The organism is Undibacterium sp. Ji49W (assembly GCF_049340205.1).
Taxonomy (GTDB): domain Bacteria; phylum Pseudomonadota; class Gammaproteobacteria; order Burkholderiales; family Burkholderiaceae_D; genus Undibacterium.
The window spans coordinates 18,748-36,156 of sequence record NZ_JBMPOW010000001.1; the positions used below are offsets into that span (position 1 = coordinate 18,748).

Sequence of the window (17,409 nt, forward strand, 5' to 3'; positions counted from 1 at the left end):
GACGCATAGCACAAGGGAAGAAAACCGTTTTGCCATCCTGTCAGCTCACCTGACGGGACAGCACGCCCCGGTCAGATGAGCGTCTGTTTCTTGGCTTTGGCAAAGACCATACACAAAGCAGTGTTGCCTTGTGCGTGTAATTGATCTTTGACTTGAGTTTGCATAATGAAAATGAGAATGAAAGCGAGATTGCGATTGAAACGATTATCAGCGGATGGGCTAAACCTGTCAAGCCGCTTGCACTTTCATCCAGCAACAATTTTCAGCAAGTCCAGGGGGCGCATAAAGCGCAGGTGGCATAGTCCCGTATAATCTGTCTATGCAAAATTTACTCCACAACTTAAATCCCGAACAACTGGCTGCCGTGACCCTGCCGGCGCAGTCTGCCCTGATTTTGGCTGGTGCCGGCTCAGGCAAGACACGTGTGCTGACGACCAGGATAGCCTGGCTGATACAGACTGGTCAGGTTTCGCCCGGGGGAATCTTGGCGGTGACCTTTACCAATAAGGCCGCCAAGGAAATGTTGACGCGCCTGTCTGCCATGTTGCCGATTAATACACGCGGTATGTGGATAGGTACTTTCCATGGCCTGTGCAATCGCCTCTTGCGTGCCCATCACCGCGATGCCGGTTTGCCGTCGACCTTTCAGATTCTGGATTCTGGTGACCAGTTATCCTTCATCAAGCGTTTGCTGAAGGCGAACAATATCGATGATGAAAAATTCCCGCCCAAGACTCTGATGTATTTCATCAATGGTGCCAAGGATCAGGGTTTGCGTGCCGCCCAGGTCGATGCTTATGATGATTTCAATCGCAAACTGGTTGGCCTGTACGATTTGTATGATGCCCAGTGCCAGCGTGATGGTGTGGTCGATTTTGCTGAATTGCTGTTGCGCACTTATGAATTATTGAGCCGCAACCAGCCGCTGCGTGAACATTATCAGGACAGGTTCCGTCACATCCTCGTTGATGAGTTTCAGGACACCAATGACCTGCAATACAAGTGGCTGAAGCTGATGGCAGGTGAGGGTACCAAGAAAGGCGGTGCCGTGTTTGCCGTGGGAGATGACGACCAGAGTATCTATGCCTTCCGTGGTGCCAACGTCGGTAATATGTCGGCTTTTGAGCGTGAATTTCAGGTGCAGAACCTGATCAAGCTGGAACAGAATTATCGCTCGCATGGTCATATCCTGGACAGCGCTAACGTACTTATCGAACACAATAGCAAACGCCTTGGCAAGAATCTGCGTACCGATGCCGGTCACGGTGAGCCGGTGCGCATCATGGAATCCAGCAGCGATATACAGGAAGCCAACTGGATCATAGAAGAAGCCAAAAATTTGATACGAGACGGTTCGTTGCGTAGCGAGATTGCAATTCTGTACCGCTCGAATGCACAGTCGCGTGTGATAGAGCATGCACTGTTCACTGCGAATATCCCTTACCGCGTATATGGCGGCCAGCGCTTTTTCGAACGTGCCGAGATCAAGCATGCCATCGCCTATCTGCAACTGATGGATAACCCGCATAATGATTCTGCCTTTTTGCGCGTGGTGAATTTCCCTACCCGCGGCATAGGTGCGCGTTCGCTGGAGCAATTGCAGGATGTCGCCAGGCAGCAGAATATTTCCATGTATGCTGCCGTGCCGTATGTGGCTGGCAAGGCCGGTTCTTCGCTGGCATCCTTCGTCAAATTGATAGAAGGTGCGCGTTTTGAAACCCAGAACCTGCCTTTGCCCGAGATGGTCAAGATCGTGCTGGAAGTCAGCAGCTTGCTGACGCATTACCAGACTGAAAAAGAAGGCGCAGACCGCATAGAAAATCTGGAGCAGTTGGTGAGTGCAGCAACCCTGTTTGTGTCAGAAGAAGGATTCAATAAAGAAGCGCCTGCCTTTGCCGGCCCTGCCAGCAGTAATGCCGTTTTGCTTGATAGTGGAAATGGTGATCAGATCATTGATGCCGACGCTGCGCTGCCAACGATGATGTCACCCTTGTCGGCTTTCCTGTCCCATGCTTCTCTCGAAGCAGGTGATAATCAGGCGCAGGCTGGCCAGGATGCCATGCAATTGATGACTGTGCATTCAGCCAAAGGTCTGGAATTTGATGCGGTCTTCATCACCGGTCTGGAAGAAGGATTGTTCCCGCACGAAAACAGCGCACAGGAAGAAAGTGGTGTCGAGGAAGAGCGCCGTCTTATGTATGTTGCCATCACCCGTGCCCGCAAGCGCCTGTACCTGAGCTTTTCTCAAACCCGCATGTTGCACGGTCAGACGCGTTACAACGTGCGTTCGCGCTTCCTGGAAGAGTTGCCGGAAGAATCAGTCAAATGGTTATCGCCCAAGGTACAGGCAAGCTGGTTTGGCAACAAAAAATCCGCCTGGGATGAAGCGCCGGATGAGGCTGCAAACCAGATTGCACAAAGCTTTAAACAAAAAAGCGTGGGTGATGGCTGGCGCATAGGCCAGAATGTTGCGCATGCCAAGTTTGGTGAAGGCGTGATCGTGAATATCAATGGTGGAGGTGGCAGTGGCAGCCCGCGCGCCCAAATCAACTTCGGCAAGTTTGGTATGAAGGAGCTCGATCTGAGTGTCGCCAAGCTGGAAAAAATATAGGGACGGACACGGTGAAGATGAGCCTTGGGGTTGCATCATGCACCTTCGTTTCAAGTTCATGATGTTTCAGGGATGCAGACCAGGTTTCGCAAGTGATCTTGATCTGCATGCCAAACAAATATGCAAGAACTCATTCCCGTTCATGGAGTGAGGTCCAGGTCAATACGCCCTAACAACGCCAACCGTCATGATTTTGGTCATGAATGCTAATGGCTGTGTTGCAGTTGTTTTACGGAGTTTATTGATGCAGCCGCTTTGACTTTGCTGACCGGTTTCGCCATGTTTCCCGCGACTGCGCCGGTGTCTAGCTTGAAAATGCTGACCGCCTGTTGCAGATGCATGGCTTGTTCCGCCAGATTGGTTGCAGATGCGGCCGCCTCTTCTACCATTGCGGCATTTTGCTGAGTAATTTCATCCATCTGTGAAACAGCCTGATTCATTTGTTCCACACCATCGCTTTGTTCACTGCTGGCATTGCTGATTTCATGAATGATACTGGTAACGTTTTGCACCGACTGCACCAGTTGCAACATGGTCTTTGAGGCATCTTCCACTAATTTGTTGCCGGTATCCACTTTACTCATGGAATTTTCTATGAGGGTCTTGATTTCCTTTGCTGCGCTGGCGGATTTTTGGGCCAGATTGCGTACTTCACTGGCGACCACGGCAAAACCACGACCCTGTTCACCAGCACGCGCTGCTTCTACGGCTGCGTTCAGTGCCAGAATATTCGTCTGGAAAGCGATGCCATCGATCAGGCTGATAATATTTTCTATGCTCTTTGCAGATTCGCTGATTTCATGCATGGTGCTGCCGACCTTGCTAACCATGTCACCGCCTTGAATCGCAACTTTGGAGGCGGTTGCGGCCAGATGATTTGCCTGTGAAGCGCTGTCGGAATTCTGTTTGATTGTGGAAGCAAATTCCTCCATGCTGGCAGCGGTTTCTTCCAGGCTGGATGCCTGAGATTCGGTACGGTTAGACAAATCCATGTTGCCGTCAGCAATCTCTCTGCTGCCACGGCTGATTGAATTCACGTTGGTTCTGACATCGGCAATAATGGATACCAGATTGATGTTCATCTGACGCATCGCCTGCATAAGTTGCCCCATCTCGCTGTCATCTCCCTTTGGTACAGGAGTCGCCAGATCTCCACCGGCCATCGTTCGCGCTGCATGTATGGCCTGTTGAAGCGGTTGGATATAACTGCGGTGTACGGCAAACCACTGGTAGGCAATAAATGCAATCGCGATGCACATGGTGGAGAAATCGATGATTTGAAAGCCGGAGTTCAGCAGACGCACAATAGCTCCCGCCAATATCATGCCAATGGCACAGAGCATACCCAGCGCGAGCTTGGTGGTGCCAGAAAACCGCAGGGCACTTGCTATTTTCCCCGGGATATCTGTCCTTACCAGGCGCCCATGATGCAATTGCAATTGTCCGCTTGTGTCTTCACGCATGCGACGATACAGTTGTTCTGCTTCGGCCACCTCTGCACGACTGGGTTTGGTACGTACCGACATGTAGCCGACCACCTGATCATTTTCAATGACAGGGGTGACATTCGCTCTTACCCAGTAATGATCACCATTTTTACAACGATTTTTTACCATGCCATCCCATTGACGGCCCTCTTTGATCGTGCCCCACAAGTCGGCAAATGCCTGCACGGGCATGTCGGGATGGCGGACAACATTATGGGGCGCACCTATCAGTTCGGATTCTTCAAAGCCACTGATTTCGATGAAGGTGGGATTGCAATACTGAATTTTGCCTTTAAGGTCGGTCTTGGAAACGATGGATTGGCCATCTTTGACCTCAACTTCTTTACCGGTGATGGGTTGATTATTGCGCATTGCTTTCCACCTTTCTAAATCTTCGTTGAGAAGTCAGACTACGAAGGTGGAAGCCAGCATATCCACCAGGAATTTAGTTGGAAATTCGGGTGTTCAGATACTGAATATGGTAAATAAAGTTATCCAAAAAACAAGCTCTTGTGATCATAACGGAATCCATTTTCGAATGGTAGTGAATTTATAGTTCATTGTTGCGTTTTTAAATGTAATAGGCGCTTGCTGTCATGATCTTGGCCATGAATTTCATTCCAGCCTTGACTGGTGCTGGCAACTCAGTAGCACCCAGTGACTGGGCCGCCGCGCCGTGGGCAATTTCATCCACCCGCATCTGTTCGACGATGGCGCGCGACCTGCTATCTTGCACAGGTAATTTATCCATGTGGCTGGCAAGGTGGGCTTCGACCTGACGCTCGGTTTCAACGACAAAGCCAAGGCTGAGCTTGTCACCGCTTTTTGCCGCCAGCGCGCCAACTGCATAGGCACCGGCGTACCACAAGGGGTTCAGCAGACTGGTATGTGAATTCAATTCCTTCAGGCGGCCCGCTGTCCAGGCCAGGTGGTCTTCTTCTTCTATGCCGGAATGTTGAAACTGCTGACGGATAGCATCCGTTTTTGTGAAGGCCCCCTGGGCGTCATACAGGGCCTGGGCGCAAATCTCGCCCACATGATTGACACGCATCAGGCCAGCACTATGGGCTTTTTCTTCATCTGACATGTTTGCTTCCGGAACCTCTTGGCCTGGATTGTTGCGTCTGGAACGGGCTTGACCATTCACTACGCGTAGTGCCCGGTCAAGTCCAAGAATGAGATGGTCAATTGCTAAAATGCTCATAAATTAGTTTGAAAAAGTAAGCGTTAATGTGCTGATTATAGGATAGAACATCGATGGTCTTATATAGATTGCCTGGCTGCATGATATGCATCAGTGCTTTCAAAAAAATTATGATTCTCGCAATAAGAAAGAAGATGCTTGTTGCGGTAACGCCACATTAAATTTGCTTAAATACGACCGTTCGCAAATTCTCTTTGCCCTAAATGTTTTAATTTGTTTCAATGGAATCTAACTTCTTAATCAGCAGGTTTTGAAGTCTTGGCAAGACTAAATAGAAAAGCATGACCATGCGAAAAATGGATGGTCAGTAAAAATACATATAATTTTGGAGACTGTTTAAATGAAAAAAACGATACTGGCTTTCGCAGTTCTGAGTGCATTTGCAGCGACAGCGTCTGCACAATCTTCCGTAACTATCTACGGGATTATCGATGCCGCAGTGGTAGCGACTACTAATCAGACCGCTACTGGTGGCTCCAAATTTTCCATGGATGCTGGCCAATTGCTGACTTCCCGCTGGGGTATCAAAGGTTCTGAAGATCTGGGTGGCGGTTTGAAAGCCAACTTCAATCTGGAAGGTACATTGGCCAATGACACTGGTACAGCCGGTGCAGGTTTTGGTGGTAATGTATTTAACCAGACTGGTAACAACACATCCCTGTTTGATCGCCTGTCATGGGTAGGTCTGTCTGGTGATTTCGGTTCCGTTACTCTGGGCCGTAACAATATTCTGGGTGTGGATTCTGTTGGTCTGGCTGATCCTATCAGCCTGGCACATGCAGGTTCCAATCCTAACGTGATGTTCAGTGCATTGAACTCTGGCGCGTTCTTCGGTGGTTTCGGTACTAACCAAGGCGGTTCAGCACTGCGTCAAAATAACTCCATCAAATATGTTTCTCCATTGATGTCCGGCTTCGGCGGCGCGCTGATGTACGGTTTCGGTGAGAAAGCTGGCGATAGTACAGCCAGCAACTACGCAGGTTTGTCAGGCTTCTTTACTGACGGCACAAACGGCGCAGCTTTGTCTTATGCAAAAATGAAAGACAATGCGAATGCAGCCTTCATGACCGGCTTCGCTGGTGGTGCGAAGTTTAAAGTTGCTCCATCTGTAATGCTGCGCGGTACTTATGCACAAACCAAGGTTGACGGTAATATCAAGATTGATGCTCTGCCAAGCGCAAATGGCCGCAAGATTGCTGTGATTGGCCTGGGTGCAGATTTCAGTCTGTCTGATCAGACAACACTGACAGCTGCTTATTACAACACCAAGCGTTCTGGCGACATCGACGGTAAAGCAGATCAGTACATCGGTTTGGCTAAATATGCATTCAGCAAACGTACAACAGCTTATGCATCCCTGACGTATGCAAAAGCAGGTTCCGTGAATGCACAAGACGTATCACTGGCTTTGGGCATCATCGGTGCTGGTAACAGTTCCGCGATGCGTACGGCAGTAGGTGTATTGCACGCATTCTGATTGTAAGCTGATCGTCGTATATGCAAAGGTCGCCCCTGGGGCGACCTTTGCAGTTTGTTTTTCTTCAGTTAAAGACAGGTTTTAAGACGATTTTCAGTGATTTTGCACATCAGCAATGTTGCATCAATAGCACTAAAAATGTGTCAATATAAGCAATTTTTGTTGCTTATTTGAGACATTTTCTGTCCATATCTTCCTCCGAAGCTGAATTAGCTTGGCTGTCCAAGGCCAATTTTGGTCAAATACGTTAACTTCTTTTTAGCAGTCTTGTAGATTCATAAGAATTAGCGCGTTTTGTGCGATCAAGTTTTGGCTCAGTTTTGCGCGAAAATGTGCTTAATGTAGTTCATATTAATGTGAAATCCTTTGGAGAAATATCAATGAAAAAATCACTCATCGCTCTGTCAGTTTTGGCTGCTGTTGCTGGTACAGCGCAAGCACAATCTTCCGTAACTATCTACGGTGTTGTAGATATGGCTTTGCAACATCAAAACACTGGCGATCCTGCTGGCTCCACTCTGGCTCTGGATAGTGGTATTCAATCCGGTTCCCGTTTGGGCTTCAAAGGTAGTGAAGATCTGGGCGGCGGTCTGAAAGCCAATTTCCAATTGGAAATGGGTATCAATGCAGATACAGGTAGCTCTGCACAAGGTGGCCGTTCATTCGGTCGTCAAGCATTCGTAGGTTTGTCTGGTGATTTCGGCGCTGTTAACTTCGGTCGTCAATACACACCAGCATTCGTTGCTATCGACAGTTTCGATCCATTCAGCACTGGTATCACTAGCGGTACAGCAGGTAGCGGTACTTCCGGCCTGGGCGCTGCAGCTTACTTCGACCACGGTGGCGTTCGTATGAACAACTCCGCAACATACTCTACAGCTAACCTGGGTGGTTTCACAGGTACTGTTGCTTATGGTTTTGGTGAAGTTGCCGGTAACAACACAGCTGCTCGTTACATGGGCTTCTCTGGTGCCTACGCTGCTGGTCCGTTGTTCGCTGAACTGGCTTACAGCAATGCACAAAATGCCGCAGGTAACAATGCAACCAAGAGCTACTTGCTGGCTGGTACATACAACTTTGACGTAGTAACAGCACATGCTGGTTTCTCTTCCATCAAAGATGACGCATCTGGCGTATTGGCTCTGGATCGTCGCGTATGGTTGCTGGGTGCGACAGTACCTGTCGGCGCTGGTAACATCATCGCTAGCTACATCCGTTCCACTAACCAAAACAGCCTGATCAAAGCTGCAAACGGTTCACAACTGGCTCTGGGTTACACATACTCCCTGTCCAAGCGTACTAACCTGTACACTTCGATCTCTCGTGCAACTAACGACGCAAACATCAACCTGGGTAGCGCAGATTCCACTGCAACTTTCCATCCAGTAACCAACGGCGCGAATGTACGCCTGGTTAACGTTGGTATCCGTCACAAGTTCTAATCTTCTGCTGACGTAAGTCAGCTTGGGTTAAACGTCAAAAAAGCACCTTTCGGGGTGCTTTTTTGTTGTCTGCCAGAGTGGTTATCAGGTTGCGAACGCCATGCTTGCTGCCGATGCTTGTTGGCGGCGATTTTGAGTCGTGGCGTGGTGTTTGATGCCCAAACAGGTGAGCCATATGATCAATGGATCTGGATAGTCAGCGGCGACACAGCCAGACCGCCAGGACTGACCCGATGGCTGATACAGCAGACCAGGCGAAGCTGATATACAGCAAATCAGGCGAAGCTGATACTGAGGCCCGGAAGTGGAACACCAGAAAACGCCGTGCCCCAGGTTTGCCCTGCCTGCACCGGGTAGGCATCAGTCCAGGTGCCGGTGGTGATAATCTCACCTGCCTGCAAGGCTGGAAACTGTGGTTGCTCTTGCAGCAGGCGATGCAGGTACCAGATCGCATGTAGCGGGCTGTCCAGTACATCGCTGCCATAACCTGCGCTTAGCAAAGATCCATCGCAGGACAAGGACACGCTGGCATTCGCCAGCACTTCTCCCAGATGCTGACGGCTGGCGCTGGACAGTATCCTTGGCTCGCCTATCAGCAGAGTGCCATGCAGACCAAGTGCTGCAATGGCGTCCGCCGCTTCAAACTTCCAGTCGGGGTAGGGGCTGACGACGATTTCTATGCCATGCGCCATCCATTCCAGACAATCCGCCAATTCTTCTATGGTGGCATCAGCCGCAGGTGTGCGGCCCAGCTTGAAAACAACCTCAGGCTCTATGCGTGGTTGCAAGGCACCAGTCAGGCTTTGATAGACATAGGCATCTTCGACAAAGCGTACGGTACTGTCAAACAGGCTGCTCCAGATGGGCGCGCGTATGGCTTCTCTGGTCCCGTATTTGGACCACAGCTTGCGATTGGTAAAGCCCAGCTTGCGACCTATGCGTACTTCGCCTTCGGCAATGCGTATGTCGTCCGACGCTTTGGCGATTTCATAGGCGTCATGAATGCTTAGTTCAAATTGTGAAGTCAGTGGCGGTAAAGGCTGGAAACGTGCCCTGGCTTCAAGGAAGGCATAGGCATGGTGTTCGGCTTGTAAGGACATGGCATCAAGTTTGGTTGGTTCGAGCACAAAAAAGTTCAGGAAGGTGTTGCGGTGCGTCACTTTCTGTTTCTGGAATGGTTCTTACTATCAGGTCCGGGCAATACAGCTGCTAGTTTCAGCCATGATCCCAAAGAGAGGCCTGCGCCTTTAGCTGCCGCCCCATAATTCGCCGTTATTGCCTGATCTGGGCATGGTTACACCAAAATGTTCATAGGCCGATGGAGTTGCTATCCGGCCTCTGGGCGTACGCTGCAAAAATCCCTGTTGAATCAGATAGGGTTCCAGTACGTCCTCGATGGTGTCGCGCTCTTCACCGATAGCGGCGGCGACATTGTCCAGGCCAACAGGGCCACCACCAAATTTGAAGAGTATGGCTTCCAGCAGCTTTCTGTCCATCAGATCAAAACCAGCAGCGTCCACATCCAGCATTTTCAGTGCGGCATCCGCCATGGGGCGTGTGATCTCGCCATTGCCCTTGACCTCGGCATAGTCGCGCACGCGTCGCAGCAGGCGATTGGCGATACGTGGTGTGCCACGTGCCCGCTTGGCAATTTCTCTGGCACCATCAGCCTGTATCGGCGCGTTCAGCAGTGAAGCCGAACGGGTAACAATCTTGGTCAATTCTTCCGGTGTATAAAATTCCAGCCTGGCGACGATACCGAAACGGTCGCGCAGCGGGTTGGTCAGCATGCCGGCACGGGTTGTTGCACCCACCAGGGTGAAGGGCTGTAAATCCAGCTTGACCGAACGTGCAGCCGGTCCTTCGCCAATCATGATATCGATCTGGTAATCTTCCAGTGCCGGATACAAAATTTCTTCCACGACCGGTGACAGCCTGTGGATTTCATCGATGAACAAGACATCGTTTGCTTCCAGGTTGGTCAGCAGGGCTGCCAGGTCGCCGGCACGCTCCAGTACCGGGCCGGAAGTCTGGCGCAGGTTGACCCCCATCTCGCGGGCAATAATATGGGCGAGCGTGGTTTTACCCAGGCCCGGTGGCCCGAACAGCAGCGTGTGATCGAGTGCTTCGCTGCGCTGCCTGGCGGCAGTGATGAAAATTTCCAGCTGACCGCGTATCTTTTCCTGGCCGACATATTCATCGAGTTGCTTGGGACGCAGAGCCCGCTCTATTGCCTCTTCATTGGGCGAGCTGGGCGTCGCCGAGATAATGCGCGGCTCGCTGAAGTTGGAAGAAAGATTATCTGTCTGTATCGTCATCGCTTAGCCTTTGGACAGTGCTTTCAATGCCAGCTTGATGCCGTCCGACACACCGCTGCCAGCGGGTACGGATTTCATGGCCAGCAAGGCTTCCTTGTCGGAATAACCAAGGGCTTGCAAGGCATTCAGGATATCGGCACTATGGTCGCCGGCTGCCAGGGCCGCTGTGGCCGTGCCCAGGTCGGCACCCAGTTTACCTTTCAATTCCAGCAACAGACGCTCGGCGGTTTTTTTGCCTATGCCAGGTACACGGGTCAGGCGTCCAGCTTCCTGTAAGGTAATTGCCTGCGCCAGATCAGCCACCGACATGCCGGACAGTATAGACAGGGCAGTGCGGGCACCAACACCGCTGATCTTGATCAATTGTTTGAAAGTAGTGCGTTCTTCGGCAGTGCCAAAACCAAACAGGACATGGGCATCTTCGCGTATCGCCAGATGGGTTAGCAAGACTACTTTTTCGCCAAGATGAGGCAGATTATAGAAGGTGCTCATGGGCACATCGACTTCATAGCCTACGCCCTGGCAATCGACCAGCAATTGCGGAGGATTCTTTTCTATCAGAGTGCCTGCAATGCGACCTATCATAAGACTGCTTTCATACTGTATGAATAAGCAGTGATAGTAAACGATTCTTGCGCGTTTGACGAGGCTCGCAAGTAATTTATAACGATATTACCTGCCTGCAAGGCAAGGTAGGGCAAGAGTGAGATAAAGATAAAGATAGAGATAGAGAAATACGACCATGTTTGCCATGAGACGGCCAACTCGCTAACCCACCAGGCGCCCACCTTTGACGCGCAGCCCTTTTTTTGCCAGGCCAGGTGCCAGTGCCCCCAAGGTTGCGAGTGCATCGCCACTATGGGCATGGCAGATGGCCACGCCCAACGCATCGGCAGCATCGCTGCCGGGCAATCCTGACAGGGCCAGCAGGCGCTGCACCATATCCTGTACCTGTTCCTTCTTGGCACGTCCGTGGCCGACCACACCCTGCTTGACTTGCAGGGCTGTGTATTCTGCCACCGACAGGTCAGCCGCCACCAAAGCACAGATGGCCGCCCCACGCGCCTGCCCCAGCAGCAAGGTGGATTGTGGATTGACGTTAACGAACACTTTTTCTATGGCAGCACAATCAGGCTGGTAAGTCCGTACTATTTCAGACACGCCTGCCAATATGGTTTTCAGGCGTTCCGGCAATGAGCCCTCTATGGTTTTGATGGTGCCCGAGGCAATATACGTCAGCTTGCTGCCCTGTTTATGGATGACGCCAAAACCGGTGGTACGCAAGCCGGGGTCTATGCCTAGGATTTTCATGAGGTTTTTTGTTGATATCGGTGAGTCTGGTGCTGATGTTGCCGAGCGAGTATTGCTGGTGAGTATAGCGTATCAGTGTGGATTTTTATTTGTGCTTAGGTGAGCGAGTAATTACTTTTTTATTATTATTTGTGATTGATGTGCGTTGCATGCTATGAGTTTTATTACTTTGCGAATCGTATTCGTAGGCGGCGAACGCCACTGGAGCGCCAGCCCGGTAGTCTCCAGCCTACGCTGGAGCGACGTTAATTGGATGTGTAGTTTTTGGGCGATCTTCAGCTCGGTTTGAATCGTCGCAATGCTGTACGGTCGAGCGAGTAAGTATTCTCAAATTCGTCATTCCTGCGTAGGCAGGAATCTAGTGCCGTTCGTTGCGTGCTGAGATAGTTAATACTTGTGAATGATATTCGTGACCAACCAACGCCACTGGAGCACCAGTCCGGTGGTCTTCTGCCTGCGCAGGAGCGACGTTAATTAAGTATGGGGGATTTAACAAATCGCGTGTTTGTCAGACTCAAACAATATCCAGATACAAATCCCGCCAATATGGATTCGTTTCTTCAATTAATCTGATCTTCCATTCCCGTTTCCATGCCTTGATTTGTTTTTCACGCTGAATGGCAGAAAGAATCGAATCGACCTGTTCAAACCAGACTAGTTGATGAACCTTATACCGGGAAGTAAAACTGTCGACAAAGTCATTCTTATGCTGATAAACACGCGCGATCAAATCGCTGGTAACTCCAACATATAAAGTGCCATTTCTGGCACTGGCAAGAATATAGACGTAAGCCATGAAAAGGAACCTGGAATAAAAAAACGGCCCTGGTCAACAGAGCCGTTTTAAACAGAATCGCTAATTGATCAATACCGCATCAATATCATATCAATGACGGAAATGACGCGTGCCTGTATACACCATAACGACACCACGTTCATCCGCAGCATCAATCACTTCTTGGTCACGCATGGAACCACCTGGGTGGATCACGCAAGTCGCGCCTGCATCCACCACTACATCCAGGCCATCACGGAAGGGGAAGAACGCATCAGACGCGACCGCAGAACCAGCGAGTGTCAGGCCAGCATTCTGTGCCTTGATGGAAGCGATGCGGGCAGAATCAATGCGGCTCATCTGGCCAGCACCTACACCCAGCGTCATACCGTTCCCGCAGAAGACGATGGCGTTTGATTTGACATACTTGGCAACGCGCCAGGCGAACATCATGTCAGCCATCTGTTGTGGAGTTGGTTGTAATTTTGAGACGACGCGCAGTTCTTCCTGCAAGACGTTTTTGGCATCCGGTGCCTGCACCAGCAAGCCACCACCTACGCGTTTCATATCATATTGATTGAATCCAGCACCCAGGGAAATTTCCAGCAGGCGCACGTTTTGTTTCGCTGCAAAAATCTGTTTTGCTTCGGCTGTGAAAGATGGTGCGATCAACACTTCAACGAATTGCTTGGCGACGATTTCAGCAGCCTTGCCATCAAGCTCGCGGTTGAAGGCGATGATGCCGCCAAACGCAGAAGTCGGATCTGTCTGCAAAGCCTTGCTGTAGGCTTCAAATGGTGTTGTGCCCAAAGCCACGCCGCAAGGATTGGCATGCTTGACGATGACGCAGGCAGATTCAGCGAACGACTTTACACATTCCCATGCAGCATCGGCATCGGCGATATTGTTGTAAGACAGTTCCTTACCTTGCAACTGTTTGTAATTTGCCAGCGAACCTTCGAGAGACTTCAGGTCGCGGTAAAAAGCCGCAGACTGATGCGGGTTTTCACCGTAACGCATTTCCTGCACTTTTTCAAAATGCAGGTTCAGGGTTTGCGGGTAAGCGCTGCGTGTGGTGTGTGCCTTGTCTTCACCCAGACTGGTCAGGTAATTGGTGATGGCACCATCGTATTGTGCTGTGTGGGCAAATACTTTTTTTGCCAGCGTGAACTTGGTGTCATAGCTGACGACGTTTTGATTCGCCTTCATCTCTGCCAGCACCACTGCATAATCAGCCGGGTCAACAATGACGGTGACGTCTTTGTGATTTTTTGCGGAAGAACGCAACATGGTGGGGCCGCCGATGTCGATATTTTCTATCGCATCTTCCAGTGAGCATTCGCCCTTGGCGACAGTCTGCTGAAACGGGTACAGGTTGACCACCACCATGTCTATGGTAGGTATGCCATGTTGTTCCAGTGCTGCCACATGTTCAGGAAAATCACGGCGTGCCAAAATACCGCCATGCACTTTAGGGTGCAGGGTCTTGACACGGCCATCGAGCATCTCAGGAAAGCCGGTGTAGTCTGCTACTTCGGTAACAGGCAGGCCATTGTCAGCCAGCAGTTTGGCTGTGCCACCTGTGGACAAGAGCTTGACACCGAGCGCAGACAATTCACGTGCAAATTCGAGCACGCCGGTCTTGTCGGAGACAGAAATGAGGGCTTGTTTGATCATGATTTTTGGTATGAGTAAGGAAATCGGTATCAAGCCTCGCTGATGGATCAGAGCAAACCGTGCTGCTGCAATTTCTTGCGCAAGGTATTCCGGTTAATGCCCAACATATCGGCGGCTTGGGACTGGTTGCTGGAGGCGCGTGTCATGACCATTTCCAGCATCGGTTTTTCAACGGCTAACACGACCATGTCGTAAATATTGGATGCGGGTTGCTCGCCCAGATCACGGAAATACTTTTCCAGATTCTTGTGGACGGCGTCTTGAATGCTATCTTTGCTCATGCTGTTTTTATCACTGTTCGGTTATGCCAGGCGGCGGGTAGTCCACTGATCATGGACGGCAAGACAACATTTTTTGTAAAAGCGGTTTGTCTTATGCTGCCAGTTTCTCTTCAAAGGGGCGGTATTGTAACCGCTCCCCACCCATGTGATCAAAAAAACTGCTGACGGCGGCAAGTTGCTCTTCACAGTCCGTCAGTAAGTTCATTTGTTGCCGGAAATCTTCACCGCCTACCAGGTCTTGCACATACCAGCCTATATGTTTGCGTGCCGTTCGTACGCCAAGGTAGTCACCATAGAAGGCATAGTGCGCTTTCAAATGGGCATCCATGAGTTCACGAACTTCAGAAATCAGAGGGGCAGGTAAGTGTTGTCCAGTATTGAGGAAGTGGGCGATCTCGCGAAAGATCCACGGTCGGCCTTGCGCCGCCCGGCCTATCATGATGGCGTCAGCACCGGTGACCTCTAATACATATTTGGCCTTTTCCGGTGTCGTGATGTCGCCATTGGCAACCACGGGGATATTGACTGCAGCCTTGACGGCAGCAATGGTGTCATATTCGGCATCACCCTTGTAGCCATCGGCGCGTGTGCGCCCATGCAGGGTCAGCATTTGTATGCCAGCCGCTTCTGCCATGCGGGCAATGTTCAGGGCATTTTTGTTTGCCCTGTCCCAGCCGGTACGAAACTTCAGCGTCACCGGCACATTGACTGCACCGACTACCGCATCCAGTATCTGTCCGACCAGACTTTCATGCTGCAACAAGGCAGAACCGCACCAGGCATTACAGACTTTTTTTACTGGGCAACCCATGTTGATATCGATGATTTGCGCACCTTTATCGACATTATGCTTTGCACATTCGGCCAGCATTTGCGGGTCAGCACCGGCAATCTGCACGGCCTTGGGTTCCATTTCGCCTTCATGGTTGGTACGGCGCGTGGATTTTTCTGTTTCCCAAAGTTTGGGATTGGACGCCGCCATTTCAGACACGGCATAGCCCGCACCCAGTTCTTTGCATAACTGACGAAAAGGTCTGTCAGTCACACCAGCCATGGGAGCAACAAAAATATTATTACGCAGCACGTAAGAGCCGATTTGCACGATCAGGGAAGGGGAAATTCGAAGAAGCGCTATTCTACCTGAATCCTGCCTAAATATTCGGCAAAATCGTTACCACTCGTAAGGAATATTTTTATCTATATGGCATGTTGGAACGATAGTATAAATTTGCATAAATCGTCACTCTTTTAGACTTACATTTCTAAATTACTATAGTAAGAGATATACCAGCTTATACTTCTCTGCATGTGTTCTAATTACATTTGTCATATTGACTCCTGATAAAAGTGCATTCCCATGACCTTGATTTGCTGATCGTCGTCAAGGGAATACATTTTTTATATTAAGGGAGTTGTCGTGAGCGTGCAAAACAAGGAGGCAGTACATAGAATTACCGTCGTTGGCGGTGGTGCAGGTGGCCTGGAACTGGCGGTCCGTCTGGGTAAGAAACTCGGCAAGAAAGGCAAGGCCGTCATCACGCTGGTGGATGCCAGCCGCACCCATTTGTGGAAACCTTTATTGCATCAGGTTGCCGCAGGCACACTCGACAGCCATGCTGACGAGCGCGAATATTTTGCTTTGGCAAGATCGAACCATTTTGAATTCCGACTGGGCCGCATGGATGGCTTGTCACGCGACAAGAAAGAAATTTACCTTGCGCCAACCCTGGATGAAAACGGTATCGAGTTACTGCCGCGTCAGGCAATCCCCTATGACAATCTGGTGATCGCACTGGGCAGCCAGACCAATGATTTCGGCACACCCGGTGCACGTGAAAACTGCATCATGCTGGATTCCCTCGCTGCGGCAGAGCGTTTCCACCAAAAACTCATCAATTGCTGTCTGCGCGCACAAACGCAGGCACAGGCGGCGGGAGAGGGGCGCTTTACTGTCACTATCATCGGTGGTGGTGCAACCGGGGTAGAACTGGCTGCCGAGCTGCACATGACGACCAAAATCCTGTCCAGTTATGGTCTGGTCAATTTCCATCCCGAAAAAGATTTGAAGATCGTCATCGTCGATGCTTCACCGCGCCTGTTACAGATGCTGCCCGAACGCCTGTCAGAAGCCGTAGCCCGTGAATTGCGCAGCATTGCGGTCGAAGTACATACCAATGAAAAAGTCGTCGAGGTATCCAAGGCAGGCGTACAGATGGCCAGCGGCAAATTCATCCCCAGCGGTATCGTGGTGTGGGCCGCCGGCATCAAGGCTCCTGAATTTTTAAAAGACCTGGATGGGCTGGAATGCAACCGTATCAATCAACTGGTCGTCAACCAGTCTTTGCAAACTACCCGTGATACGTCCATCTTTGCCCTCGGTGATTGCTGCGCCTGCCCACAGGGTGACGGGTTGCCGAACGTGCCGCCACGTGCTCAATCTGCACATCAGCAAGCCAGCCTGCTGGCCAAGTCGCTGACGCGCCAGTTGCAAGGTAAGTCGCTGCTGGAATTTACCTACAAGGACCATGGCTCGCTCGTGTCATTAGGTAATTACAGTACGGTCGGCAGTCTTATGGGGGCCATCGCCAGCGGTTCTGTCTTCATCGAAGGTACGTTGGCGAAATGGATGTACTGGTCGTTACACAAACATCATCAGGTGGCAGTCAATGGCCTGTTCCACACATGGTTATCAACCTGGGCAGAAACCATAGACAGGGTACGCAATCCGCGTATCAAGCTGCATTGAATCTTTGCAGGCGATGTCCTGCCTTGCGAGGCAGGACCTTGCTTGCCCCTGAAATGTGACGGTGGAACCAGGTGGTGGTT

Annotated in this window: 14 protein-coding genes; 4 read left to right on the top strand and 10 right to left on the bottom strand. The window is 50.7% G+C overall.

The genetic code is table 11. The features are described 5' to 3' along the window. Nucleotides 1-319: 319 nt before the first annotated feature. Entirely contained in the window at nt 320-2,611 is a 2,292-nt protein-coding gene (locus ACO0LK_RS00080; protein WP_422970988.1) for a UvrD-helicase domain-containing protein, read from the top strand. A 206-nt stretch (nt 2,612-2,817) separates the two neighbouring features. Here ACO0LK_RS00080 and ACO0LK_RS00085 read toward each other — a convergent pair whose 3' ends face one another. Further along, the gene (locus ACO0LK_RS00085; protein ID WP_422970990.1) at nt 2,818-4,470 is read right to left on the bottom strand and encodes a methyl-accepting chemotaxis protein; all 1,653 of its coding nucleotides are present in this window, start codon (nt 4,468-4,470) and stop codon (nt 2,818-2,820) included. Between the two features lie 199 nt (nt 4,471-4,669). Then, nucleotides 4,670-5,296 carry a 2-polyprenyl-3-methyl-6-methoxy-1,4-benzoquinone monooxygenase gene (gene coq7 / locus ACO0LK_RS00090; RefSeq protein WP_422971814.1) on the bottom strand — a complete coding sequence of 209 codons (627 nt, stop codon included), beginning with the start codon at nt 5,294-5,296 and terminating at the stop codon, nt 4,670-4,672. A gap of 346 nt (nt 5,297-5,642) precedes the next feature. On the opposite strand from coq7, the gene ACO0LK_RS00095 reads away from it, so the two are divergent. Together ACO0LK_RS00095 and ACO0LK_RS00100 are read left to right on the top strand one after the other, a co-directional pair. Next, on the top strand, nt 5,643-6,779 hold the full coding sequence (locus ACO0LK_RS00095; RefSeq protein WP_186946834.1) for a porin: 1,137 nt from the start codon (nt 5,643-5,645) through the stop codon (nt 6,777-6,779). Nucleotides 6,780-7,159: 380 nt separating this feature from the next. Next, a complete protein-coding gene (locus ACO0LK_RS00100; protein WP_422970992.1) occupies nt 7,160-8,221 on the top strand; it encodes a porin in 1,062 nt (353 codons plus the stop codon). A gap of 275 nt (nt 8,222-8,496) precedes the next feature. Here ACO0LK_RS00100 and ACO0LK_RS00105 read toward each other — a convergent pair whose 3' ends face one another. The 8 genes from ACO0LK_RS00105 to dusB form a co-directional block, all read right to left on the bottom strand. Next, complete coding sequence (locus ACO0LK_RS00105; RefSeq protein ID WP_422971816.1) at nt 8,497-9,321, bottom strand: 2-keto-4-pentenoate hydratase; 825 nt, start codon at nt 9,319-9,321, stop codon at nt 8,497-8,499. 147 nt (nt 9,322-9,468) lie between these two features. Continuing rightward, nucleotides 9,469-10,539, bottom strand: coding sequence for a Holliday junction branch migration DNA helicase RuvB (gene ruvB / locus ACO0LK_RS00110; protein WP_186946837.1), 1,071 nt, complete (start codon nt 10,537-10,539; stop codon nt 9,469-9,471). 3 nt (nt 10,540-10,542) lie between these two features. Then, complete coding sequence (gene ruvA / locus ACO0LK_RS00115; RefSeq protein WP_422970995.1) at nt 10,543-11,124, bottom strand: Holliday junction branch migration protein RuvA; 582 nt, start codon at nt 11,122-11,124, stop codon at nt 10,543-10,545. A gap of 183 nt (nt 11,125-11,307) precedes the next feature. Continuing rightward, nucleotides 11,308-11,850 carry a crossover junction endodeoxyribonuclease RuvC gene (gene ruvC, locus ACO0LK_RS00120; RefSeq protein WP_422970997.1) on the bottom strand — a complete coding sequence of 181 codons (543 nt, stop codon included), beginning with the start codon at nt 11,848-11,850 and terminating at the stop codon, nt 11,308-11,310. 514 nt (nt 11,851-12,364) lie between these two features. Beyond that, nucleotides 12,365-12,646, bottom strand: a complete 282-nt coding sequence (locus tag ACO0LK_RS00125) for a GIY-YIG nuclease family protein (RefSeq protein ID WP_422970999.1) — start codon at nt 12,644-12,646, stop codon at nt 12,365-12,367. 90 nt (nt 12,647-12,736) lie between these two features. Beyond that, on the bottom strand, nt 12,737-14,302 hold the full coding sequence (gene purH, locus ACO0LK_RS00130; protein WP_422971001.1) for a bifunctional phosphoribosylaminoimidazolecarboxamide formyltransferase/IMP cyclohydrolase: 1,566 nt from the start codon (nt 14,300-14,302) through the stop codon (nt 12,737-12,739). A 47-nt stretch (nt 14,303-14,349) separates the two neighbouring features. After that, entirely contained in the window at nt 14,350-14,583 is a 234-nt protein-coding gene (locus tag ACO0LK_RS00135; RefSeq protein ID WP_110258221.1) for a helix-turn-helix domain-containing protein, read from the bottom strand. Nucleotides 14,584-14,674: 91 nt separating this feature from the next. Next, nucleotides 14,675-15,685, bottom strand: a complete 1,011-nt coding sequence (gene dusB / locus ACO0LK_RS00140; RefSeq protein WP_422971003.1) for a tRNA dihydrouridine synthase DusB — start codon at nt 15,683-15,685, stop codon at nt 14,675-14,677. Nucleotides 15,686-16,000: 315 nt separating this feature from the next. On the opposite strand from dusB, the gene ACO0LK_RS00145 reads away from it, so the two are divergent. Then, complete coding sequence (locus ACO0LK_RS00145; RefSeq protein WP_422971005.1) at nt 16,001-17,329, top strand: NAD(P)/FAD-dependent oxidoreductase; 1,329 nt, start codon at nt 16,001-16,003, stop codon at nt 17,327-17,329. Nucleotides 17,330-17,409 lie beyond the last annotated feature (80 nt).